Below are 21,109 nucleotides of genomic sequence, written 5' to 3' on the forward strand. Positions count from 1 at the left end.
CTCGGCGTGTGAACGGTGAAAATGGAATCTGATGGCGGCGCGTTACCGGCGGCCGCGGCGGCCGAACCGGCCAAGAGGTTGTTGTCGATCGACCTACTCGATGCCGATGAACACAGCCAGCTCGACGAATGGGGCAACCGAGCGGTGCTCGCACAGCCAGCCCGCACGCCGGTCTCGATTCCGCAATTGTTCGCGGCGCAGGTGGCCCGCGACGCGGAGGCGGTAGCGGTCACGTGCGGGAGCCGCTCGATGACCTACGGCGAGCTGAACGCGGCATCTAATCGATTGGCGCACCTGCTCGTTGACCGCGGCGCCGCCCCCGGCGAGCGTGTGGCGATGCTGCTGCCGCGCTGCGCCGAGGCGATCGTGGCGGTCCTGGCCGTGATCAAGACCGGGGCGGCCTACGTGCCGATGGATCCGGCGCACCCCGACGCGCGCCTCGGGATGGTCCTCGGCGACGCTGCCCCGATCGCCGTGATCACCACCGCGGACCTGCGTCTGCGGGTGGACACCTCGGACGTGCCCGTCATCGACATCAACGACTCCGCGATCGACGCCGGAGTTGCTGCCGCGTTGCCGGCCCCCGCCGCCGACAACCTCGCCTACATCGTCTACACCTCGGGCACCACCGGCATGCCCAAGGGCGTGGCCGTCACGCACCGCAATGTGACCCGGCTCCTCGAGTCACTCGACGCCGAACTGGCGCGGGGACAGGTGTGGACGCAATGCCATTCCCTGGCCTTCGACTACTCCGTCTGGGAAATCTGGGCTCCGCTTCTGTATGGCGCTCGGCTGCTGATCGTGCCCGACGGTGTCGTGCGTTCGTCGGAAGAATTCCACGCCCTGCTCGTGCGCGAACAGGTCAGCGTCTTGAGCCAGACCCCGTCGGCGTTCCACGCGCTGCAGACCGCCGACGCGCTGCACTCGGAGATGGGGCAGCTGAACCTCCAGACGGTGGCCTTCGGCGGCGAAGCGCTTGAACCGCAACGCCTTGCGTCGTGGTTCCGTAATCATCCGGGGTCGCCACGGATGATCAACATGTACGGCATCACCGAGACGACGGTGCACGCCTCGTTCCGGGAGATCGCCGTCCGCGACGTCGAGAACAGCGTCAGCCCGATCGGCGTGCCGTTGGCGCATCTCGCCTTCTTCGTGCTCGATAAGTTCCTGCGTCGGGTGTCGGCGGGCGCCGTCGGTGAGCTGTATGTGGCCGGTGCGGGAGTGGCCTCCGGATACTGGGGCCGGTCCGGGTTGACGGCGTCGCGGTTCGTGGCGTGCCCGTTCGGCGATGCCCAGGCGCCCGGTCAACGTATGTATCGCACGGGCGATCTGGTGCGCTGGGACGCTGACGGTGAGTTGCAGTATGTGGGCCGCGCGGATGAGCAGGTGAAAATCCGCGGATATCGCATCGAGTTGGGCGAGGTCAGGGCGGCACTCGGCGCGATGGACGGCGTCGAGCAGGCTGCCGTGATCGCCCGTGAGGACCGTCCCGGCGACAAGCGCCTGGTCGGCTACGTCACCGGGACCGCCGATCCGGTCAAGGTGCGCGCGCAACTGGCGGATCGATTGCCGGAATATATGGTGCCGGCCGCGGTCGTGGGGCTGCAGGCTCTGCCGCTGACGGTCAACGGCAAACTCGACACACGCGCCCTGCCGGCACCGGAGTACCGGGACGCCGACCGTTACCGCGCGCCGGGAGACGCGGTCGAGCAGGTCCTGGCCGACATCTATGCCCAGGTCCTCGGTGTCGATCGGGTCGGCGTGGACGACTCGTTCTTCGACCTGGGCGGGGACAGCGTGTTGTCGATGCAGGTGGTGGCCCGGGCGCGCGCGGCCGGTGTGGCGTGTCGACAGCGCGATGTCTTCGTCGAGCAGACGGTGGCCCGGCTTGCGCAGGTGGCCGTCTTGCTCGATGGCGAGGCGGCGGAGGTCGACGAGGGCGTCGGTGCGGTGGTGGCCACCCCGATCATGCGCTGGCTACACGATTTTGACGGTCCGGTCGATGAGTACAACCAGACGGTGGTGCTGCAAGCTCCCTCCGGAGTGACCGAGGCCGACGTTGTCGTCGTGCTGCAAGCCCTGCTGGACCGCCACGCCATGCTGCGGCTGCGCGCCGCGGACACCGGGGACGGGGATTGGTCGCTGTGGGTACCCGAGGTAGGGGCCGTGGACGCCCGCGCCTGCCTGCAGTCGGTGGATGCGTTGTCCGACGAGGCGCTCGTGGCCGCGCGGTCACGGTTGAATCCGGCGACCGGGGCGATGTTCACCGCGTTGTGGGTGCCGAACACGGGCCAGTTGGCGTTGATGATTCACCATCTGTCCGTGGATGTGTCGTCGTGGCGAATCCTGTTCGAAGACTTGAACATTGCATGGGCGCAACATCACCACGGGCAGCCGGTCGAATTGCCCACTGGTGGAACGTCGTTCGCGCGGTGGGCGGCGATACTGAGTGAGCACGCGCGCAGCCCGGCGGTCGTGGAGCTGGCCGACGCATGGCGCCAATTGTTGGCGACGCCCGCCGCGTTGCCCGCGGTGCGACCGGCGGTCGACACCTACGCCCGCGCTGGTCACCTGTTGGCGACGCTGGATATCGAGACCACTCACCAGTTGCTGGGCGAGGTGTCGGCCACGTTTCACGCTGGGGTGCAAGACGTTCTGTTGATCGCGTTCGGGTTGGCCTGGAACGAATTCCTCGGCGCCGCCGGCTCACCGATCGGTATCAGCGTCAAAGGTCACGGCCGCGCCGAAGAACTGCGGCGCGACGTCGACCTGTCGCGCACCGTGGGATGGTTCACCAGTAAGTACCCGGTGGCGCTGACGGTGGGTGAATTGCCGTGGGCGCACGTAGCCGCCGGCGGGGCCGCGCTGGGACCGTTGATCGCGGCCACTTTGGAACGGCTTCGCGCCATGCCTGACGGTCTGACCTACGGTCTCCTGCGCTATTTGAATCCCGAAGTGGGACTGGCTGGTTCGGAGCCGACCATCGAATTCAACTACCTCGGGCGGTTTGACGCCGATGCGGCCGTTCTGTCCGAACATCTCTGGCGGGTCGACGAGGACGCCATGGCGACCATCCCCGCGGCGTCGGCGATACCCACGCCGCTCGGCCACACCGTGGAATTCAACGCCGCCCTCCTGGATACCGGTACCGGCCAGCGCCTGCACACGACATGGACGTGGGCACCCTCAGCACTGGACGAGGAACAGATTCAGCGGCTGAACCGGCTGTTGTTCGAGGCACTGACCGGCATCTGCGCGCATGTGCGGCACGGTGGCGGCGGTGAGCCGGCACCGTCGGCCTGATCGTCGACGATAATGGCGTAACGACCCTGTTGAGCTCACTCGGGAGATTGTGCACGCGCATGGCGATCGACGACCTGGTGGTCGAAACCAGCAACGGCCCGGTCCGCGGCGTCGACGACGGCCGCGTCAAGGCGTGGAAGGGCATCCGCTACGCGGCGGCGCCGGTGGGCGACTTACGTTTCCGGGCGCCGCAACCGCCCGAGCGCTGGACCGAGATCGCCGACGCCACCGTGTTCGGGCCGGCCTGCCCGCAACCGGTCTTTCCCAACATGCCGCTGGATCTGGGCGCACCGCAGGGCGAGGACTGCCTGCGGCTCAACGTCTGGGCATCCTCTGAGACCCGGCCCGGGGACGCCAAACCGGTCCTGGTGTGGCTGCACGGCGGCGCCTACGTCCTGGGATCGAGCAGCCAGACGCTCTATGACGGCAGCAGGTTGGTCAGCCACGGCGACGTCGTCGTGGTGACGGTCAACTATCGGCTCGGCGTGCTCGGCTTCCTCGACCTGACGTCGTTGGACACCGCGGGGCGACGGTTCGACTCGAACGTCGGGCTGCGCGACGCGCTCGCGGCGCTGGAGTGGGTGCGCGACAACGTCGCCGCCTTCGGCGGCGATCCGCACCGGGTCACGCTGTTCGGTGAATCCGCCGGGGCGGGCATCGTCACGACGCTGCTGGCCAGCCCGGCGGCCGACGGCCTGTTCGCCGGCGCGATCGCGCAGAGCTCGCCGGCCACCTCGGTGTACGACCGCGACCGCGCGCACCGGGTCACCCAAGCCTTCCTCGGCAAACTGGGAATCGCCCCGTCGGAGGCGCAGCGGTTGGTCGACATGCCGATGGCGGCGATCCTGGCCGCGTCGCAAGAGGTGTTCGACGAAGTGCCGGCGCGCAACCCGGGAACGCTGGCGTTCGTGCCGATCGTCGACGGCGACGTACTGGGCGATTACCCTGTCAAGCTGGCGCAGGAGGGCCGCACCCACCCGGTCCCGCTGATCATCGGCACCAACAAACACGAGGCGGCACTCTTCCGGCTGATGCGCTCGCCGCTGATGCCGATCACCCCGAGCGCGATCACCTCGATGTTCAACCAGATCGCCGCCGAGCAACCCGATTTGCAGTTGCCCACCGAGGAGGAGATCGGCTCGGCGTATTCGCGATTGCGGCGCAAGGCGCGGAGTTTGAGCATCGCCACCGACGTCGGCTTCCGGATGCCCTCGGTGTGGCTGGCCGAGGGACACGCCCACGCGGCACCGGTGTATCTGTACCGGTTCGACTACTCCACCCCGTTGTTGAGGCTGCTGACGGTCGGAGCCGCGCACGCCACCGAATTGCCTTACGTCTGGGGAACTCTCGGTGCGCCCAAGGATCCCACGCTGAAGCTCGGCGGCACCAGAACCGCCAAGGCGGTCTCCAAGAGGGTGCGCACCCGATGGATCAACTTCGCCGCGCACGGCGCGCCCGCGGGACCCACCGGTGAGCCGGAATGGCCCCGCTACCGGGCGACCGACCGTGCCTGCCTGCTCATCGGCAAGAAGGACACCCTCGCCCATGACGTCGACGCGAACATCCGCGCCGCCTGGGGCAGCGAGATGGTGAGCTTTCGCTAACCGGATGCCTTGGCCGTCAACGCGTCTCGCTTCATCTGCTCGAACATGCCCACGTAGTACGGCAGACATTCCGACAGCGCCTGCTCCGTGGTGAACAGCGGTTGATAGCCGAGGTCACGAGACGCTTTGGCGATCGAGAAGAAGTTGTCCAGGTACAGCCGCTCGACGGCCAGTGGCTCGAGCAGCGGCGCCGGTATCCCAAACCGGAAATGCAGCCGTTGCCAACCCGTCATCGCCGCGCGCACGACGGGGCCGTTCACCCGGACGCGGGGCCAATTCTCGCCGCAGGCCTCGATCACCGGCCGCGCGAACTCGAACATGTTGATCGGCTCGGCGTCGTTGATGAAGTACGCCTGACCGGGTGCGGTGCCGCCGGGTACCAGATGCTGGGCCGCCAAGATGAAACCGTGAATCAGGTTGTGCACGTAGGAGTTGTCCAACCTGGCCGATTTGCGGCCGATCAACACCTTGACGTGACCGGCGATCACGCTCTCGAACAGCTTGCGGAACATCGTCTGGTCGCCGCGGCCCCAGATGCCGCTGGGCCGGATCGCACACGTCAGTAGGCCGTCAACATTGTTCTGGCCCAATACAAATCGCTCGGCGATCACTTTGGTCTCGGTGTACAGATCGTTGAACCGGTCGGTGTAGGGCAGCGTCTCGTCGCCGCCCGCGATGTTCTGGCCGCCCATCACGACACTGTTCGACGAGGTGTAGACGAAGCGCTGCACCCCGGCCGCCTGCCCGGCGCGGACCAGGTTCTCGGTGCCCCCGACGTTGACCCCGAAGCTGCGCTGGCGGTACTCCTCGGTCACCGACGCGCCGCCCATCAGGTCGATGATCGCCGCGGTGTGAAACACCGTGTCGATGCCGTCGACCGCTCGGGCGCACACGGCCGTGTCGGTGATGTCTCCCTGCAGCACCTCCAACTGGGGATGCTCCGGTAGCGGCGAAGGGGCGCGGTCAAACGAGCGGACCTGATGCCCGCGGTCGAGCAGGGTGGTCACCAGGTTGGTGCCGACGAATCCGGACCCCCCGGTGACCAGGACGCGGCCGAGCTCGGCCGTCAGAGATGCATCACCCATGCGCGAAATCATAACTGAAACGTGTTCCAGTTCGGAAAAAATCTTTCAACGCAGCCCTCCGATGTTGCGGGTCTCAGGCGTCGTCGGCGTCGCCGGAGGCGAGCGCGTCCTCGATCCGCTTGCGGGCGCCAGCTAAATGTTCCTCGCAGCGTTTGGCCAGCTGTTCGCCTCGTTCCCATAGCTGCAGCGACGCATCGAGGTCCAGCCCGCCCTGCTCCAGCAGCCGCACGACCTCGATCAGTTCGTCCCGGCACGCTTCGTAGCCCAGCTGACTAATAGGTGTAATGGATTCGGTCCCCTCCGGCTCGGCGGGGCCCTCCCCGGCGTCATTCTTACGGGCCATCGGCCGGCCCCTCGCTGACGGCGGCCACGGCGCCGTCGGCCACCCGCACCCGCAAGCGGGTGCCCGCCGGCGCGTCGTCGACCGAACGCAGCACCCGGCTCTCGGCGGGACCGACCGATTGCACGACCGCATAGCCGCGCGCCAATGTGGCCGCCGGGCCCAGCGTCGCCAGCCGCGCGCTCAGATGGCCGATCCGTTCGGTTTCAGTGGCGGCCAGCCGGGTGATGTCGCGGCGAATCGCCGACCGGGCGCGGTGAATCTCCTCCGCGCGTGCCTTCAGCGCCGTCAGTGGCTCGGCGAGCACCGGGCGGCTGCGTATCTGGGCCAGGTCACGTTGCTCGCGAGATACCCAGTTGCGCAACGCCTGTGCGCTGCGCCGGCGCAGGTCGTCGATCAGCCGCTGTTCGGCCGCGGTGTCGGGAACCACCTTTTTGGCCGCGTCTGTCGGGGTGGCCGCACGCAGATCGGCGACCAGATCGCACAGCGGGTTGTCGGGTTCGTGGCCGACGGCGCTGATCACCGGGGTGCGGCACGCCGCGATCGCGCGGCACAGCGTCTCGTCGGAAAACGGCAACAGGTCCTCGACGCTGCCGCCGCCGCGGGCGAGGACGATGACGTCGACGTCGGCGTCGCGGTCGAGCTCACGTAGGGCGTCGACGATCTGCGCAACCGCGCTGGGCCCCTGGACCGCCGTGTTGCGCACCGCGAAACGCACCGCAGGCCAGCGGGCCGCCGCCACCGTTCTCACGTCGCGCTCGGCCGCGCTCGCCCGGCCGGTGATCAGGCCGATCATGTTGGGCAGGAAGGGGATTGGGCGCTTGAGCCGCGGATCGAAGAGCCCTTCGGCGTCCAACAGCCTGCGCAGCCGATCGATGCGTGCCAGCAGCTCTCCGACCCCCACCGCGCGAATCTCGCTGAGCCGCAACGAAAATGTGCCGCGACCGGTGTAGAACGAGGGCTTGCCGCACACCACCACCTGCGTACCCTCGGCCAATTTCACCGGCGCATTCAGCACCAGGTCGCGCGGGCACGTCACGCTCAGCGACATGTCGGCGGCGGGGTCACGCAGCACCATGAACACGGTCTTGGAATCGGGCCGCATCGAGACCTGGGCGAGCTGACCCTCCACCCAGACGGTGCCCAGCTTGTCGATCCAGCCGGCCACCCGGATCGCCACCGCGCGCACCGGAAAAGGGTTTTCCGCGGAATTCGGTTCGGACGTATTGGCTCGGGTCACTTCGCGTTCGCGCGGGTGATCCTGTTGGCGAGCAACGTCTGGAACGGGGCGCGGCCCTTGGTCGCCTGCTCGTAGGCCAGCAGGTCTTCGAGTTCATCCACGCTCAGCGATTGCAGACGGGCCCGTAGCTGGGCCAACGTCAGCGCCGAGTAGTCCAGCTCGGTGGCCACCGCCGGCTGCGAGACCGACGCGCCGGCCGCCGGCTTCTTCGATGGGCGGGCGGGTTTGGTCAGCGCGCTGGCATCTTCGTGCGCGTCGGCCACCGAGTACAGCGCGAACCGTCCCTCGGCCCGGCGTTCGCCCTCGCCGCCGTCGGTCACCGTGGCATAAGCCCCGTCGATCGCGTCGTCCACGTCCTCGTCGAACGTCGCCCATTCCGGCTTCTCGTCCTTGGGCGGGAAAATCGACTCGAGGGTGCTGTCCCCCTTGATCACCAGCTCGGCGAGGTTTTGCTGGAAGCGCATCACGATGTGCGCCGCCTGACTGGCCAGTGTCATCGGGTACATCAGGATGGTTTTCGGCAGCCTGATGGTCTCCTCAACGGCGACCGTCGCCGCGCCGACCAGCAGCCGAACCCCATACGGTGCAGTAGCCATGGGTCCAAGATTGCCTTAAGCGGCGGCTAACTCCAAGCCCGCCGCCGCGAGCTGGCAGCCCCGTGTCGGCAGAACGTACCCTGGGGGACATGCCCTCGACCGTCGACATGGGGATTCCCGGCGCAGCCAGCTCGGTCGCCGTCCCCCCGACCCGCAAGCGCGTGCTCCTGGCGGAGCCGCGCGGTTACTGCGCGGGCGTGGACAGGGCCGTCGAGACCGTGGAGCGCGCGCTGGAAAAGCACGGGCCGCCGGTCTATGTGCGTCACGAGATCGTGCACAACCGGCACGTGGTCAGCACGCTGGAAAAGGCCGGTGCGGTGTTCGTCGAGGAGACCGACGAGGTGCCCGAAGGCGCCATCGTGGTGTTCTCCGCGCACGGCGTCGCCCCCTCGGTGCACTCGGCGGCCGCCGAACGCAACCTGCACACCATCGACGCCACCTGCCCCCTGGTCACCAAGGTGCACAACGAGGCCCGGCGATTCGCCCGCAACGACTACGACATCCTGCTCATCGGCCACGAGGGCCACGAGGAGGTCGTCGGCACCGCCGGGGAGGCGCCCGACCATGTGCAGCTGGTCGACGGGGTCGCTGCCGTGGACAACGTGACGGTTCGCGACGAGGACAAGGTGGTGTGGCTCTCGCAGACCACGCTGTCGGTCGACGAGACCATGGAAATCGTCGAACGGCTGCGGCAACGATTCCCCAAGCTGCAGGACCCGCCCAGCGACGACATCTGCTATGCGACCCAAAACCGGCAGGTTGCGGTCAAGGCGATGGCGCCGGAGTGCGAGCTGGTGATCGTCGTCGGGTCGCGCAATTCGTCGAACTCGGTGCGCCTGGTGGAAGTGGCGCTGGGCGGCGGGGCCGCCGCGGCCCACCTGGTCGACTGGGCCGATGACATCGACCCGGCCTGGCTCGAGGGAGTCACCACGGTCGGCGTCACGTCCGGGGCGTCCGTTCCCGAGGTCTTGGTGCAAGGGGTGCTCGAGCGGCTCGCCGAGTGCGGCTTTGACCTGGTGCAACCGGTCACCACCGCGCAGGAGACCCTCGTGTTCGCGCTGCCGCGCGAGATCCGCTCAGCCCGCTGAGGGCCTTGGACCGCTGGCGGTGACTCGCCGCGCCCGGCTGCGCCGTTAGACGTCGTACTCCCAGGATTCCGCCGCGGGCCGCCCGTGCGCGCGACCCGGTGTGCGTGAGCGACTCCGGCGCTCGGTGTGCGGCTCCCGCGGTTGGTCCTGGGTGCCGCCGCGGTAGCGGACCTGCGAGATGGGGTGATGCGTGCCGCCGCTCCCGGTCGACGGGGGCCGCCGGCGCCGCGGCTCATAGGGCTCGCGGCTCTCCTCGTACCTGTCGCCGTAGGGCTCAAAGCCGTCGAAACGGCTGCCGCGGGGCCGGTCGTAGGGTCGCTCGTAGGGATTGCGGCGGGTGCGCGGCTCGCGGCGCGGCTCCCGGGGGGTTTGGCCGCGCAAGTCCGGGTCGCCCTCCGGCCTGGGCCGGCGCCGTGACCGGCGGGGCGGTTCGGCGTCGTAGTCGCGGGCGGCCGCAGGATTGCGGCGGGTACTGCGCCGTGGACGCTCGAGCCGCTCGACCGACTCGTCGTCGAGGGACGGTCGCGCATGCCGGGAGCGGGAACGCGTGGAGGAGCGACCGTCGCGCGCCGTTCTGCGTGTCCTGGCCGACGAGCCCGACGTGCGGCCGCGGCGCGACTCGGTGGCCTCGTCGGTGTCGTCGGCATCGGGCTGCAGCGCCGACTGCAGTTTGGCGCCGATGCTGTTGAAGAAGGACTTGACGTGCACGCCGGTGGCGCCGGCGGAATCGGTCGAGGTGCTCGTCGCCTTCGTGCCCTGGGCGTTTCCGAAATACCAGCGGGCCAGTCCGATCGCCAGGACGGCGCCGGCGGTGCCCAGCATGAGCGGGAAGCGCTCGATGAGCGGATAGCCGCAATTGATCAGCAGGTCTTTGAGGCGGCCGATCTTGGCGTCGTGGAACAGCCAGTAGGCGCCGGGCACGGCGCAGAACAGGATCAGCGGCGGCTGGATGATGGTGGTGAAAATGCCGTCCTGGCGCACCGCGAGCACCGCCGCCACGCAACCCGCTATATAGAAGCCCGCGAAGACGTGGGTCAGTTCCTTGTGACCAGCGTCGATGCCGTAGCCGATAGCTGTCGCGGTGACGGCGATAAGCAGGGCTGCATACCAGGGGGCGCCTGGGATGTTGGGGTGGACCGAACGGTGAGCACCATCCACCGTCGCACTAGCCCGCTGTGCTGACACATGTAGACCGTACCGGGAATGGACCGAAAGGCTCGTAAATACCTCGTAGCGATCCTGTGGCGTGCCCCATTCCCGCGCACGCTCGGCCGCGTGGCGGTCCCGATCGTCCGGCACGCCCGCGGCCCCTAGACTTGGCTCCCTGTGAGCCTGAGCCTGGGAATAGTCGGCCTGCCCAACGTCGGCAAGTCCACGTTGTTCAACGCGCTGACCCGGAACAACGTGGTGGCGGCCAACTACCCGTTCGCGACGATCGAACCCAACGAGGGCGTCGTCCCGCTGCCCGATCCGCGGCTGGACAAGCTGGCGGAGATGTTCGATTCCGAGAAAATCGTGCCGGCGCCGGTCACATTCGTCGACATCGCCGGGATCGTGAAGGGCGCGTCCGAGGGCGCCGGGCTGGGCAACAAGTTCCTGGCCAACATCCGCGAGTGTGACGCGATCTGTCAGGTGGTGCGGGTGTTCGCCGACGACGACGTCGTGCACGTCGACGGCAAGGTCGATCCGCGCTCGGACATCGAGGTGATCGAGACCGAGCTGATCCTCGCCGACATGCAGACCCTGGAGAAGGCCGTGCCGCGCCTGGAGAAGGAAGCCCGCAACAACAAGGAACGCAAGCCGGTGCACGAGGCGGCCGTCGCCGCGGAGGCGGTGCTGAACTCGGGCAAGACGCTGTTCGCGGCCGGCGTCGACGCGTCCCTGCTGCGCGAGCTGAACCTGATGACCACCAAGCCGTTTCTGTACGTGTTCAACGCCGACGAGTCCGTGCTGACCGACGATGCCCGCAAGGCCGAGCTGGCCGCGATGGTCGCCCCCGCCGACGCGGTGTTCCTGGACGCGAAGATCGAGGCCGAGCTGCAGGAGTTGGATGACGAATCCGCCGCCGAGCTGCTCGAGTCCATCGGGCAAACCGAGCGGGGGCTAGACGCGTTGGCGCGGGCCGGTTTTCACACCCTCAAGCTACAGACCTACCTGACGGCGGGCCCAAAAGAGGCGCGCGCCTGGGTGATTCACCAGGGCGACACCGCTCCCAAGGCCGCCGGGGTGATTCACACCGACTTCGAAAAGGGCTTCATCAAGGCCGAGATCGTGTCCTACGACGACCTGATCGCCGCGGGTTCGATGGCGGCGGCCAAGGCGGCCGGCAAGGTCCGCATGGAGGGCAAGGACTACGTCATGGCCGACGGCGACGTGGTGGAGTTCCGCTTCAACGTCTAAGCCATCAAAGTAGGGCGGTCGCTGGCGAACGAAGTCGAAAGTCTGCCTCGATCGATGTCCCGCACTCGTTCGCGACCTCTCACGCGACGGCGTGGGCGATCAGCAGGTGCGGTGCGTTGGCGTCTCCACTGATCTGGCGGTGTTCGACCGTGAGGCCGGTGCTGCGTAACGTGTCGATCACGTCCGGCACCGGACGGAGGTGAAAGCCGTGTTCCGTGAATGGCAGTTTTGCCATGACGTCGGGGTCGGCCAGTCCGATGACGAGTCGGCCCCGACCGTTTATCACCCTGGCAAGCTCTCTGAACGCTCTGTCGAGCTCGGCGACGAAGTAGATGGTGTTGACGGTGATGGCGCCGTCCAATGCCCCATCGGGAAAGGGCAACTGCGTCATGGACCCGGAATGCAACGACAGCCGCCCGGTTGCGATGTCACGGCGGTAGCGTCGCGCGGCTCGGCTGAGCATCGTCTCCGACACCTCGACACCGTGAACTCTGCCCGACGGACCGACACTGTCGAGCAGGAATTTCAGCCCCACTGCGCCACCGAATCCGACATCGGCCACCGCCGATGCTTCATCGGGTTGCAGCGCCCGCGCGGCGGCGCTCACGAAGCGCCGGTTGCCCCGATTGAGCGCCGCACCAACCAACCGCCCGCGCAGACCACTTGGATGGCCGAGCTGCTGAGCAATACCCGCCATGACCGCGTCCCGGACACCCATTTGACGACCGTAGAGCACGGACACTGATGCGGCACGGCTTATCGGATGAAGTGACTGGAGCCTGGGCAACGAAGGTGTCCGGTCGGCGGACGAATATCGTCCAGCACATCGTGACGACGCGCCGACGGCGACGTCGTGGAGTTCCGGTTCAACGTCTAGCTCCGTCCCAGGCCAACGCCGGCCGCGTGATCATGGCCCGAAGGACTCGCCGGTCGGCTTATGGCATCATGGTATGCATCAAATGATGCGTATGGAGGTGTCGATGAGGACAACAGTGACCATCGACGATGCCTTACTGGCTCAGGCGGCGGAACTGACCGGCGTGACGGAGAGTGCGGCGCTTCTCCGTCAGGGATTGCAGACCCTCATTCGGGTAGAGAGCGCCCGCCGTCTCGCGGCGCTCGGCGGCACGGACCCCAAGGCGTCGGCCGCCCCGCGGCGGAGGCCGCCGACCCGTGATCCTCGTTGACACATCGATATGGATTGACCATCTGCACGTCGCCGAGCAGCGCCTCGTCGGCCGCTTGACCAACGACGAAATCGGTTGCCACCAAATGGTGATCGAGGAGCTGGCACTCGGTATGATCAAGCAGCGCGACGACGTACTGAGATTGCTGTCCCATCTGCGCGAGTTTCCGTTGTTGACGCACGCGGAAATCCTCCATCTCGTTGACCGTCGCCGCTTGTGGGGAAGGGGATTGAGTGCAATCGACGCCCACCTTCTTGGGTCGGTTGCTGTCGTCGACGGTGCACGGCTTTGGACGAGGGACAAGAAGTTGAAAGCGGCGTGTAAAGAAGTGGGTGTTGCGATCGTCGATGAGTCGTGACGTTGTTTGGTGCAGCCGTCATCCAGCTCCGCTTCAACAGTCACACAAGGAGGCGTTATGCGGTGGCGGGGCGTGTGTCACGTCGAGTTCGCGGTGTTGGACTACGACGACTCGATCGCGTTCTACGACGCGTTGTTCGGCTGGCTCGGCTACAGCAGCTTCTCGTCGCTCAACATGGAATACCAGTCGACGTATTACATGACGCGTAATGTCAACCCGCACAGCTACATCGGCATCCAGCCCGCCCGCACCGGCGACAAGTTGACGCATTCCGATCAGGCGGTCGGCATCAACCACATCGCGTTGTGGGCGCGCAGTAGGGCAGAGGTCGACCGCTTCCATCGTGAATTCTTGGTCGAACGTGCGATCCCCGTCACCGACGAGCCGAAGGAATACCCGCAGTACTGGCCCGGCTACTACGCGGTGTTCTTCGACGACCCGATCAATGGGATTCACTGGGAATTGGCCTGGGTGCCGAAAGTCCCTACGCCTCGCCAACTTTGGGCGTTCTATCGCGCGATTCGTGCCTTCGCGAAGAGTCGGCCGGACCTGGCGAACACGGTCCCGGGCGTCACGATGCAGGCCAGGAGAAACCTGCCGGCCCGATGACCGCCGCCGTTGTCGGGGGTGGCGGTTAGCATCCTTCGCGCACGACACCCACACCGCCAGGGCCCGCAGGAGGACCGCATGAAGTTCGTATCGACCCGCATCATCACCGCCGACGTCAAGCGCCTGGTGGGTTTCTACGAGATGGTCACCCAGATCGCGGCCGTGTGGGGCAACGAGTTGTTCGCGGAGATTCCGACCCCGGCCGGCACGCTGGCCATTGGTAGCGACAAGACGGTGCCGCTGTTCGGGGCGGGATCGGCCGAGCCGGCGGCGAACCGGAGCGCAATCGTGGAATTCATCGTCGAGGACGTGGACGCCGAGTTCGAGCGGCTGCGCGAGCGTGTCACCGAGGTCGTGACGACGCCGACGACCATGCCCTGGGGCAACCGCGCGCTGTTGTTCCGGGATCCCGACGGAAATCTCGTCAACCTGTTCACTCCGGTCACCGACGAGGCGCGCGCGAAGTTCGGGCTCTGATCGCCGGGCGCCGCGATGAGGCGGTCGACGGACCTGCAGGTTGCAGATGATCCGCAGAACTACTTGCCCGGATCCCGGTCCAGGGAAATCCTGGGGAGATGACGACTGTCAAGCGAACGGGACCGTGGCCGCGGCGGGCTGCGCGCGTGCTGGTGAGCAGCGGGTTGGCATTGTCCGCGTTGGGGCTGGCCGGCGGCCCGGGCGCGCAGGCGGCGCCGGCGCCCACCGACCACTGGTGCCCGGGCGAGCCATGGAACCCGGCCTGGGGCAACGTCTTGGACTGGGACTGGAATCGCTGCCACGAGTGGCAACATCCGGGCGGCCCGACCGCCCCGTCGGGCTGGGGTCCCTGGGGCCCCCCGCCGGCGTGGGCGCCGCCGCAGCCACCTCAACCGGCGTGGGCGCCGGGGGCTCAACTGATGTGGAACCCGACCGACGCCGATTGGGGCCTGTGGAACAACGGGATATGGACGCCCATCTGAGCAGGCACCGTCTCGGGCCAAGGCCGCTTTGATCAGACGCGATTGGCGGCGCTAACGGTCAACCCTCCCGGGGCTAGGGTGAACTGTGGCCGCAGACGACCGCGCCGAGCCGCCCGAGGGGCCGGAATGCGGGCCCGACGCGCTCGAGGAGCGCGAAAGGGCCCTGGTCCGGCAGGAGGCTGAGCTCCGAAAGCGTGAATTTCTTGCCGGCAAAAGGGACGGGATTGCCGACCAGCGCGACCAGATTGCCGACGAGCGCGAGCGGGCGGCGGACGAACGAGAGCAGCGCGCGGACGAACGCGAGGGCACGAGCGAAGAGCAGGAACGCGCGCGATTGCGGCGCGCCGATGAAAGGGTGCAGCGCGCACAGGCGCGCGCGGAGCGGGACCAGGCCGACGTTGACCGCGAGATTGCGCAAAGCGAACGGGGCCCTGACCCCGCCTGATGGGTGACGCGACCGAGGTATCCCTGGACGGCATCGCCTAAATGCGGGCAATTTGCCGCCAAAAATATACCCGTGTGTAATAAATTTGCTTTAGCTGCGGCACAGGTCATTGTCGGTTTACCGAATGACGTGCGCCACAAATTTTGGTTGGCAATATATGTTATTGCTAGCCTCGCTGCCCATGGTCGTTATTGCTACATTGATGTCGTTGATCAATCAGGTTTCCGGCACGCCATATATCGCGGGCGGAGATTCTCCCGCCGGGACCGATTGTTCGGGACTCGCTTCGTGGATTGCGAATGCCGCAACCGATAGGCCAGTTTTTGGGGATCGATTTAACACCGGAAACGAAGAAGCGGCGTTGCTGGCGCGAGGGTTCCAATACGGGACCGCGCCCAACGCCTTGGTCATCGGATGGAACGGTGGCCACACCGCGGTGACGCTGCCCGACGGGACGTCGGTGGCCAGCGGTGAGCGCGGCGGCGTCCACGTGGGCGGCCCCGGCGCCTACCAGGCCGGATTCACGCATCACATGTTCCTTCCGATGGAGTTGGAGGACGCGTTGCCGCCGCCGCCGGACGCCGCTTTGCCGCCGGACGCGTTGCCGCCGCCGCCCGACGCCCCTCCGCCGGCGGACGCTTTGCCGCCTCCGCCCGACGCTCCTGCGCCGGCGGACGCGCCCGCGCCCCCGCCGGAAGAGCCCGCCGTTTTGATCGACGCTCCGGCGCCGCCGATGGACACCCCGCCGGCACTTTAATTGTATTTGTCCGACAGCGCGGTAATTGCGGATTCATAACAAATGAAATGCGTGCCGTCGGCCATTTATCGGTTCTTTCCGACGATTGGCGGCGGCCATCCCGACGGGCCGGCACAATAGTGAAATGACACGACCACCGAGCCGTGTGTGAGCTACGACACTGCCTTCGGAAAAGTGGCGGAAGTGCGCGCCGCGGCGAAAGTTTCTCATGGGTTGCTTGTGACTCGTGAGAACACTTTGCTGCCGCCTTCGCTGACCGGAAACGCGCCCGACACCCCGCCGCAACAGTGCCCGCCGCCAGATAGGCTGGCGCTGCCTGCGGTGCGGGCACACCGAAATCGGCGAACCGAGGCGGGGCCGCAATGATCTTCATCGTCGTCAAGTTCGAAACCAAACCCGAGTGGACGGACCGGTGGCCTGAACTCGTCGCCGCGTTCACGGCGGCGACTCGTGCCGAGGAGGGCAACCTGTGGTTCGAGTGGTCGCGCAGCCTGGACAACCCGGCGGAGTACGTCCTGGTGGAAGCGTTCCGCGACGATGAGGCGGGCGGTGTCCACGTCAACAGCGATCACTTCAAGCGGGCCATGCACGAACTTCCGCAGGCGTTGAAGTCGACGCCGAAGATCATCAACCAGACGCTCGATGCCACTGGGTGGTCCGAGATGGGCGAGATGTCGGTCGGCTAGCCGCCGGCCACGGATGTCGGCGGCCGGCCAGACACCCTTCCCCCCAAGCTAGCCGGCCACCACGATCTCGATTTCGTCGCCCAGCGCGTATCCCGGTGTGAGCGGCAGGCTCTCACCGCTCCAGAACGAGCCGGGGTCAAACCAGTTCGAGTACTTCTCCGTGGCCATCAAACCCATTTCCTCGTAGGTGATGGCCACCGTTTCCGCGCAGTAGGCGGCCTCCAGGCCGAGGCGCTGGCGCTCCTTGCGCCGCAGCGTCGACTCTCGAACTTTCCTGTCCACGACCGGGATTCCGCGCGCCCAGTCGTACGCGTTCGGCAGGCGGCCGCGCAACCACCGGCCGGTCAGGCGCATGGTGGTCGGAAACGCGGTGCCGTCCATGCGGGCGATGACGCGCAGCAGCTTGTTCTCTTGCTCGCGGTTGGCCGGCGGCGTCAGCTGGCGCAGCCAGCACCGCTGGTGGTAGCGCTGGGTCCACTGCAAGACGGACTGCTGCAGATCGTTGAGTTGCACGCCGCGGTGGTTCGTCCCCGTCCACAGGTCGGCGAGCTTGTCACCCAGTTCGGCGTGCCAGATCAGCGGCGGCAAGTCGTCGATGGCCACCGTCATTCCCACGTGGTTCACCGGGGCGTTCGTCAAGGTCTGGATGGCACGGTCGGGTCCCGAACCGCCGCGAAACAGCCAAAGATCGCCCGTACGGGTCTCCTCGAGCGCTTGGTTCAAGGTGAGCATGGTTGTGTAAGCCCGTTCGCCGCTGCGGCTTTCGCCGGTCTCCTCGTCTCCTGAGCCCGCCTGCGCGTCGCGGTGCCGTGCCTCGCGGGCACACCAGTCAATCACAACCAGCGCGCGACGACGGGGACTACGCATAGCCTGGTCTCATGCGCAGTGTGTGGAAGTGGCTGGGACTGGCCGGTGCCGCCGGCGTCGTCGCCGGGGGCGTGCTGGTGGCTCGCGACCAGCGCAAGCGGCGCGCCTACACCGCCGACGAGGTCCGCAATCGGTTGCATCAGCGGTTGGCCGAATACGAAGGGGGAGGCCTTCAGTCCGGGCCGGGATCGGCCGAGGGCTCAACGGCGAACAACCGATAGCTGCCCGAAAAACCCTTCAGCTCGACGTCGCGGCCGCCGTCGAAACGGATGCCCTCGGACTCCGAAAGCGCGTCCCGCACCGGCTGACTCACCAAGATCTCACCACCGGCGGCTTGTGCCGCGACCCGCGCCGCCATGGCGACATTGCGGCCGAACAAGTCATCGCCGCGGCGCACCGACCGTCCCATATGGATGCCGATCCGAACGCGAATCTCCTCGTGCCGCTTGCGGTTTGCATCCCTGCGCAACGCGCGTTGCAGGTCGATCCCGCAGCGCACCGCCTCTTCGGCGCGCGCGAAGGCGATCATGAATCCGTCGCCCTGACTCTTCACCACGTGCCCGGACCGCCGCTGCACCAGATCCGAGACCAGCTTGTCGTGCGAGCTGATCAGTTTGACCCACGCCCGGTCCCCGATGCGCTCGTTCAGCGCGGTGGACTCCTCGATGTCGGAGAACAGGATCACCACCCGGCCGTCCGGCGTGACCCGCGCGAGGTCGGGCCGTTCGACCTCGGCCCAGTCCGCGAGGTCTTCGATCGAGCTGCGCACCGCCGCCCCGAAGCCCTCCTTGCGCACCAGGTTGGCGGTGTTCCACACCGTCTTCACGGCTTCGCGGCCGCCCGACAGCAACCAGCTGCGGGCGTCGTTTCGCTGGCGCAGCTCGTCGAGCTCGCGCTGACTGCGCGCGAGCAGCTGCCACAGCACCACCAACCCGATGGCCTCGATCGCAGCAAACCCGGCCAGAATGTAGACCGAGACATGCAGCGCGTCACCCATGCCGGTCATCCTTGCAAGGCCGCGGTCCGGCTAGGTTGTCGGCCCTGTGAGCAGTGTCTAGGGTTGAGGCCGCCGGCCGCGGGTAGTGATCTCAGGGGCGTCCCATCAGGTGACTTTCGGGAGGAGCGGTTTTGGCCGACGGCGACGGTGATTCATCCGACCTGCTGGTGATCTTCGGAATCACCGGCGACCTGGCGCGCAAGATGACGTTTCGCGCCCTGTATCGCCTCGAGCGTCGCGACGAGCTACACCACCCGATCATCGGCGTGGCCAGCGACGACATCACCACCGAGCAGCTGCTGGACCGGGCGCGCGACGCCATCCAGAAATCCGGCGAGAAGTTCGACGACGCGGTGTTCGACCGGCTGGCCGGCCGGATCTCCTACTTGCACGGCGACGTCACCGATGCCGATCTCTACAAGCAGCTCGCCAAGAAGATCGATTCGGACGCCCATCCGCTCTACTACCTCGAGATGCCGCCGGCGCTGTTCGCGCCCATCGTGGAGAACCTGGCGAAGGCCGACCTGTTGGAGCGGGCGCGGGTGGCGATCGAGAAGCCGTTCGGCCACGACCTGGAGTCGGCGCGCGACCTCAACGCCCGGCTGCGCGCGGTGCTCGACGAAGACCAAATCCTGCGCGTGGACCACTTTTTGGGCAAACAACCCGTCGAAGAACTGCAGTACCTGCGCTTCGCCAACAACGGCCTGGCGAAGCTGTGGGACCGCGAGAGCATCTCCGAGATCCACATCACCATGGCCGAGGACTTCGGGATCGAGGACCGCGGCAAGTTCTACGACGCGGTGGGAGCGCTGCGCGACGTCGTGCAAAACCATCTGCTGCAGGTGCTCGCGCTGGTCGCCATGGAGCCCCCGGTGGGCGCCGGCGCCGACGACCTCAACGACAAGAAGGCCGAGGTTTTCCGGGCCATGCCCGCGCTGGACCCGGAGCGCTGCGTGCGTGGGCAGTACCGCGGTTATACCGAAGTCTCCGGCGTGGCAAAGGATTCCACCACCGAGACCTACGTCGCGCTGCGTACCGAGATCGACAACTGGCGCTGGGCCGGCGTGCCGATCTTCCTGCGCGCCGGCAAGGCGCTGCCGGAAAAGGTCACCGAGGTCCGGATGTTCCTGCACCATGTCCCCGGGTTTTCGTTCCTGCCCAACCGTCGCCCACCCGATCCCAACCAGATCGTGCTGCGCATCGACCCCGACCCCGGGATGCGGCTGCAGCTGTCCGCTCAGGTCGGCGATTCGTGGCACGACGTTCACCTGGACTCGTCGTTCGCCGAGGATCTCGGCGAGCCGGTACGCCCCTACGAACGGCTGCTCTACGCCGCGTTCAACGGAGATCGCCAGCTGTTCGCCCGCGAGGACGCCATCGAAGAGACGTGGCGGATCGTGCAGCCGTTGCTGGACAAGCCGGGTCGAATCCACCACTACGACCAAGGCTCCTGGGGGCCGGAGGCCGCCGAAGCGCTGGTGCGTGGCCACCACGCCTGGCAGGAGCCGTGGCTGCCGCGCAGCACGGCCACGAAACAGTAAGGAGACCAGGGACAGCATGCAGCTTGGGATGATCGGCCTCGGCCGGATGGGCGCCAACATCGTCCGACGCGTGGTCGCGGGAGGACATGAATGCGTGGTGTACGACCACAACCCCGACGCGGTGGAGGCGATGGCGGGGGAGGACAAGACCACCGGGGTGTCCTCGCTGCAAGAGCTCGCCGAGAAGATGACCGCGCCGCGCGTCGTATGGGTGATGGTGCCGGCCGGGACGATCACCACCGGGGTGATCGACGAACTGGCCGAGACCCTCGAGTCCGGCGACATCGTCATCGACGGCGGGAACTCCTACTACCGCGACGACATCAGCCACGCAAAGACGCTGTCGGAGAAGGGCATTCACTTCCTGGACTGCGGCACCAGCGGCGGGGTGTGGGGCCGCGAACGTGGGTACTGCCTGATGGTCGGCGGCGACGACGAAGCGTTCGCGCGCGCCGAGCCGATCTTCGCCACCGTCGCGCCGGGCGTCGACGCGGCACCGCGCACACCGGGCCGCGACGGCGAGGTCGCGACGTCGGAGCAGGGGTACTTGCATTGCGGGCCGGCCGGCGCCGGGCACTTCGTGAAGATGGTGCACAACGGCATCGAGTACGGCATGATGGCCTCGCTCGCCGAGGGGCTGAACATTTTGCGCAACGCCGACATCGGCAAGCACGTCCAGGAAGGTGACGCGGAAACGGCGCCGCTGTCGAATCCTGAGTTCTACCAGTACGACTTCGACATCCCCGAGGTCGCCGAGGTGTGGCGGCGCGGCAGCGTCATCGGGTCCTGGCTCTTGGATCTGACGGCGATCGCCCTGCACGAATCCCCGGAGCTGAAGGAATTCTCCGGGCGCGTCTCGGACTCCGGAGAGGGACGGTGGACGTCCATCGCCGCGATCGACGAGGGAGTCCCCTCGCCGGTGCTGACCACCGCGTTGCAGTCGCGCTTCGCCTCGCGTTCGCTCGACGACTTCGCCAACAAGGCGCTTTCGGCGATGCGTAAGCAATTCGGCGGGCACGCGGAGAAGCCGGCGAACTGACCGAACCG

At 67.1% G+C, this 21,109-nt stretch carries 23 protein-coding genes; 15 read left to right on the forward strand and 8 right to left on the reverse strand.

The annotated features are described in order from the left end of the window. The first annotated feature begins 15 nt into the window (after positions 1 to 15). Positions 16 to 3,303 (forward strand): non-ribosomal peptide synthetase, encoded by a 3,288-nt coding sequence (locus tag OCU_RS30560; RefSeq protein ID WP_014379384.1) that lies wholly within the window; start codon positions 16 to 18, stop codon positions 3,301 to 3,303. A gap of 59 nt (positions 3,304 to 3,362) precedes the next feature. After that, positions 3,363 to 4,907, forward strand: a complete 1,545-nt coding sequence (locus tag OCU_RS30565; protein WP_009953447.1) for a carboxylesterase/lipase family protein — start codon at positions 3,363 to 3,365, stop codon at positions 4,905 to 4,907. Here the strand turns inward: OCU_RS30565 and OCU_RS30570 are convergent. The 4 genes from OCU_RS30570 to OCU_RS30585 all read right to left on the reverse strand — a co-directional run bounded on the left by OCU_RS30570 (position 4,904) and on the right by OCU_RS30585 (position 8,168). Further along, positions 4,904 to 6,004: a 3-beta-hydroxysteroid dehydrogenase gene (locus OCU_RS30570; protein WP_009953446.1), complete on the reverse strand. Its 1,101-nt coding sequence runs from the start codon at positions 6,002 to 6,004 to the stop codon at positions 4,904 to 4,906. The two genes, OCU_RS30565 and OCU_RS30570, sit on opposite strands and share 4 nt — an antisense overlap. Positions 6,005 to 6,065: 61 nt before the next feature. Next, positions 6,066 to 6,335, reverse strand: a complete 270-nt coding sequence (locus OCU_RS30575) for an exodeoxyribonuclease VII small subunit (RefSeq protein WP_008254374.1) — start codon at positions 6,333 to 6,335, stop codon at positions 6,066 to 6,068. After that, complete coding sequence (gene xseA, locus OCU_RS30580; RefSeq protein WP_009953445.1) at positions 6,325 to 7,572, reverse strand: exodeoxyribonuclease VII large subunit; 1,248 nt, start codon at positions 7,570 to 7,572, stop codon at positions 6,325 to 6,327. The genes OCU_RS30575 and xseA overlap by 11 nt, the downstream gene beginning before the upstream one ends. Further along, the gene (locus OCU_RS30585) at positions 7,569 to 8,168 is read right to left on the reverse strand and encodes a lipid droplet-associated protein (protein ID WP_009953444.1); all 600 of its coding nucleotides are present in this window, start codon (positions 8,166 to 8,168) and stop codon (positions 7,569 to 7,571) included. Before OCU_RS30585 ends, xseA begins: the two co-directional genes overlap by 4 nt. 89 nt (positions 8,169 to 8,257) lie before the next feature. On the opposite strand from OCU_RS30585, the gene OCU_RS30590 reads away from it, so the two are divergent. Continuing rightward, positions 8,258 to 9,256, forward strand: a complete 999-nt coding sequence (locus tag OCU_RS30590; protein ID WP_008254378.1) for a 4-hydroxy-3-methylbut-2-enyl diphosphate reductase — start codon at positions 8,258 to 8,260, stop codon at positions 9,254 to 9,256. Positions 9,257 to 9,301: 45 nt separating this feature from the next. Here the strand turns inward: OCU_RS30590 and OCU_RS30595 are convergent, their stop codons facing one another. Beyond that, positions 9,302 to 10,441 carry a DUF6542 domain-containing protein gene (locus tag OCU_RS30595; protein WP_179293415.1) on the reverse strand — a complete coding sequence of 380 codons (1,140 nt, stop codon included), beginning with the start codon at positions 10,439 to 10,441 and terminating at the stop codon, positions 9,302 to 9,304. 141 nt (positions 10,442 to 10,582) lie between these two features. On the opposite strand from OCU_RS30595, the gene ychF reads away from it, so the two are divergent. Continuing rightward, complete coding sequence (gene ychF, locus OCU_RS30600) at positions 10,583 to 11,656, forward strand: redox-regulated ATPase YchF (RefSeq protein WP_009953440.1); 1,074 nt, start codon at positions 10,583 to 10,585, stop codon at positions 11,654 to 11,656. A gap of 79 nt (positions 11,657 to 11,735) precedes the next feature. Here the strand turns inward: ychF and OCU_RS30605 are convergent, their stop codons facing one another. Continuing rightward, the gene (locus tag OCU_RS30605) at positions 11,736 to 12,398 is read right to left on the reverse strand and encodes a class I SAM-dependent methyltransferase (protein WP_014379386.1); all 663 of its coding nucleotides are present in this window, start codon (positions 12,396 to 12,398) and stop codon (positions 11,736 to 11,738) included. Positions 12,399 to 12,636: 238 nt separating this feature from the next. Between OCU_RS30605 and OCU_RS30610 the strand changes: the two genes are divergently transcribed. The 8 genes from OCU_RS30610 (at position 12,637) to OCU_RS30645 (ending at position 16,657) form a co-directional block, all read left to right on the forward strand. Continuing rightward, positions 12,637 to 12,843 (forward strand): type II toxin-antitoxin system VapB family antitoxin, encoded by a 207-nt coding sequence (locus OCU_RS30610; RefSeq protein WP_026071432.1) that lies wholly within the window; start codon positions 12,637 to 12,639, stop codon positions 12,841 to 12,843. Beyond that, entirely contained in the window at positions 12,830 to 13,201 is a 372-nt protein-coding gene (locus tag OCU_RS30615; protein WP_009953437.1) for a type II toxin-antitoxin system VapC family toxin, read from the forward strand. The genes OCU_RS30610 and OCU_RS30615 overlap by 14 nt, the downstream gene beginning before the upstream one ends. Before the next feature lie 57 nt (positions 13,202 to 13,258). Further along, complete coding sequence (locus OCU_RS30620; RefSeq protein ID WP_009953436.1) at positions 13,259 to 13,810, forward strand: VOC family protein; 552 nt, start codon at positions 13,259 to 13,261, stop codon at positions 13,808 to 13,810. Between the two features lie 78 nt (positions 13,811 to 13,888). Continuing rightward, on the forward strand, positions 13,889 to 14,287 hold the full coding sequence (locus tag OCU_RS30625; protein ID WP_009953435.1) for a VOC family protein: 399 nt from the start codon (positions 13,889 to 13,891) through the stop codon (positions 14,285 to 14,287). A 98-nt stretch (positions 14,288 to 14,385) separates the two neighbouring features. Then, positions 14,386 to 14,769: a hypothetical protein gene (locus OCU_RS30630; RefSeq protein ID WP_026071433.1), complete on the forward strand. Its 384-nt coding sequence runs from the start codon at positions 14,386 to 14,388 to the stop codon at positions 14,767 to 14,769. A gap of 85 nt (positions 14,770 to 14,854) precedes the next feature. After that, the gene (locus tag OCU_RS51490) at positions 14,855 to 15,214 is read left to right on the forward strand and encodes a hypothetical protein (protein WP_179293417.1); all 360 of its coding nucleotides are present in this window, start codon (positions 14,855 to 14,857) and stop codon (positions 15,212 to 15,214) included. A gap of 124 nt (positions 15,215 to 15,338) precedes the next feature. Then, positions 15,339 to 15,971: a peptidoglycan endopeptidase gene (locus OCU_RS51600; RefSeq protein WP_371286264.1), complete on the forward strand. Its 633-nt coding sequence runs from the start codon at positions 15,339 to 15,341 to the stop codon at positions 15,969 to 15,971. Between the two features lie 362 nt (positions 15,972 to 16,333). Next, complete coding sequence (locus tag OCU_RS30645; protein WP_009953431.1) at positions 16,334 to 16,657, forward strand: putative quinol monooxygenase; 324 nt, start codon at positions 16,334 to 16,336, stop codon at positions 16,655 to 16,657. Between the two features lie 48 nt (positions 16,658 to 16,705). Here OCU_RS30645 and OCU_RS30650 read toward each other — a convergent pair whose 3' ends face one another. After that, the gene (locus OCU_RS30650) at positions 16,706 to 17,389 is read right to left on the reverse strand and encodes a hypothetical protein (protein WP_014384004.1); all 684 of its coding nucleotides are present in this window, start codon (positions 17,387 to 17,389) and stop codon (positions 16,706 to 16,708) included. A gap of 146 nt (positions 17,390 to 17,535) precedes the next feature. Here OCU_RS30650 and OCU_RS50200 point away from each other — a divergent pair, with 146 nt between their 5' ends. After that, positions 17,536 to 17,745 (forward strand): hypothetical protein, encoded by a 210-nt coding sequence (locus tag OCU_RS50200; protein WP_014381976.1) that lies wholly within the window; start codon positions 17,536 to 17,538, stop codon positions 17,743 to 17,745. On the opposite strand, the gene OCU_RS30655 is transcribed toward OCU_RS50200, so the two are convergent. Beyond that, entirely contained in the window at positions 17,697 to 18,530 is an 834-nt protein-coding gene (locus OCU_RS30655) for an adenylate/guanylate cyclase domain-containing protein (RefSeq protein WP_009953429.1), read from the reverse strand. The genes OCU_RS50200 and OCU_RS30655 overlap by 49 nt on opposite strands. Before the next feature lie 122 nt (positions 18,531 to 18,652). Here OCU_RS30655 and OCU_RS30660 point away from each other — a divergent pair, with 122 nt between their 5' ends. Both OCU_RS30660 and gnd read left to right on the forward strand, forming a co-directional pair. Continuing rightward, a complete protein-coding gene (locus OCU_RS30660) occupies positions 18,653 to 20,062 on the forward strand; it encodes a glucose-6-phosphate dehydrogenase (protein WP_009953427.1) in 1,410 nt (469 codons plus the stop codon). A 16-nt stretch (positions 20,063 to 20,078) separates the two neighbouring features. Beyond that, positions 20,079 to 21,101, forward strand: a complete 1,023-nt coding sequence (gene gnd, locus OCU_RS30665) for a phosphogluconate dehydrogenase (NAD(+)-dependent, decarboxylating) (RefSeq protein WP_009953426.1) — start codon at positions 20,079 to 20,081, stop codon at positions 21,099 to 21,101. Positions 21,102 to 21,109: the final 8 nt, after the last annotated feature.

It is taken from the genome of Mycobacterium intracellulare ATCC 13950 (assembly GCF_000277125.1).
Lineage (GTDB): Bacteria > Actinomycetota > Actinomycetes > Mycobacteriales > Mycobacteriaceae > Mycobacterium > Mycobacterium intracellulare.

Coding starts and splice junctions, on each gene's coding strand:
- OCU_RS30565 (WP_009953447.1), top strand. CDS start 3,363: ATGGCGATCGACGACCTGGTGGTCGAAACCAGCAACGGCCCGGTCCGC.
- OCU_RS30630 (WP_026071433.1), top strand. CDS start 14,386: ATGACGACTGTCAAGCGAACGGGACCGTGGCCGCGGCGGGCTGCGCGC.
- OCU_RS30570 (WP_009953446.1), bottom strand. CDS start 6,004: ATGATTTCGCGCATGGGTGATGCATCTCTGACGGCCGAGCTCGGCCGC.
- OCU_RS30655 (WP_009953429.1), bottom strand. CDS start 18,530: ATGACCGGCATGGGTGACGCGCTGCATGTCTCGGTCTACATTCTGGCC.
- OCU_RS30610 (WP_026071432.1), top strand. CDS start 12,637: ATGAGGACAACAGTGACCATCGACGATGCCTTACTGGCTCAGGCGGCG.
- OCU_RS30620 (WP_009953436.1), top strand. CDS start 13,259: ATGCGGTGGCGGGGCGTGTGTCACGTCGAGTTCGCGGTGTTGGACTAC.
- OCU_RS51600 (WP_371286264.1), top strand. CDS start 15,339: ATGACGTGCGCCACAAATTTTGGTTGGCAATATATGTTATTGCTAGCC.
- OCU_RS50200 (WP_014381976.1), top strand. CDS start 17,536: ATGCGCAGTGTGTGGAAGTGGCTGGGACTGGCCGGTGCCGCCGGCGTC.
- gnd (WP_009953426.1), top strand. CDS start 20,079: ATGCAGCTTGGGATGATCGGCCTCGGCCGGATGGGCGCCAACATCGTC.
- OCU_RS30645 (WP_009953431.1), top strand. CDS start 16,334: ATGATCTTCATCGTCGTCAAGTTCGAAACCAAACCCGAGTGGACGGAC.
- OCU_RS30625 (WP_009953435.1), top strand. CDS start 13,889: ATGAAGTTCGTATCGACCCGCATCATCACCGCCGACGTCAAGCGCCTG.
- OCU_RS30585 (WP_009953444.1), bottom strand. CDS start 8,168: ATGGCTACTGCACCGTATGGGGTTCGGCTGCTGGTCGGCGCGGCGACG.
- OCU_RS30590 (WP_008254378.1), top strand. CDS start 8,258: ATGCCCTCGACCGTCGACATGGGGATTCCCGGCGCAGCCAGCTCGGTC.
- OCU_RS30575 (WP_008254374.1), bottom strand. CDS start 6,335: ATGGCCCGTAAGAATGACGCCGGGGAGGGCCCCGCCGAGCCGGAGGGG.
- OCU_RS30650 (WP_014384004.1), bottom strand. CDS start 17,389: ATGCTCACCTTGAACCAAGCGCTCGAGGAGACCCGTACGGGCGATCTT.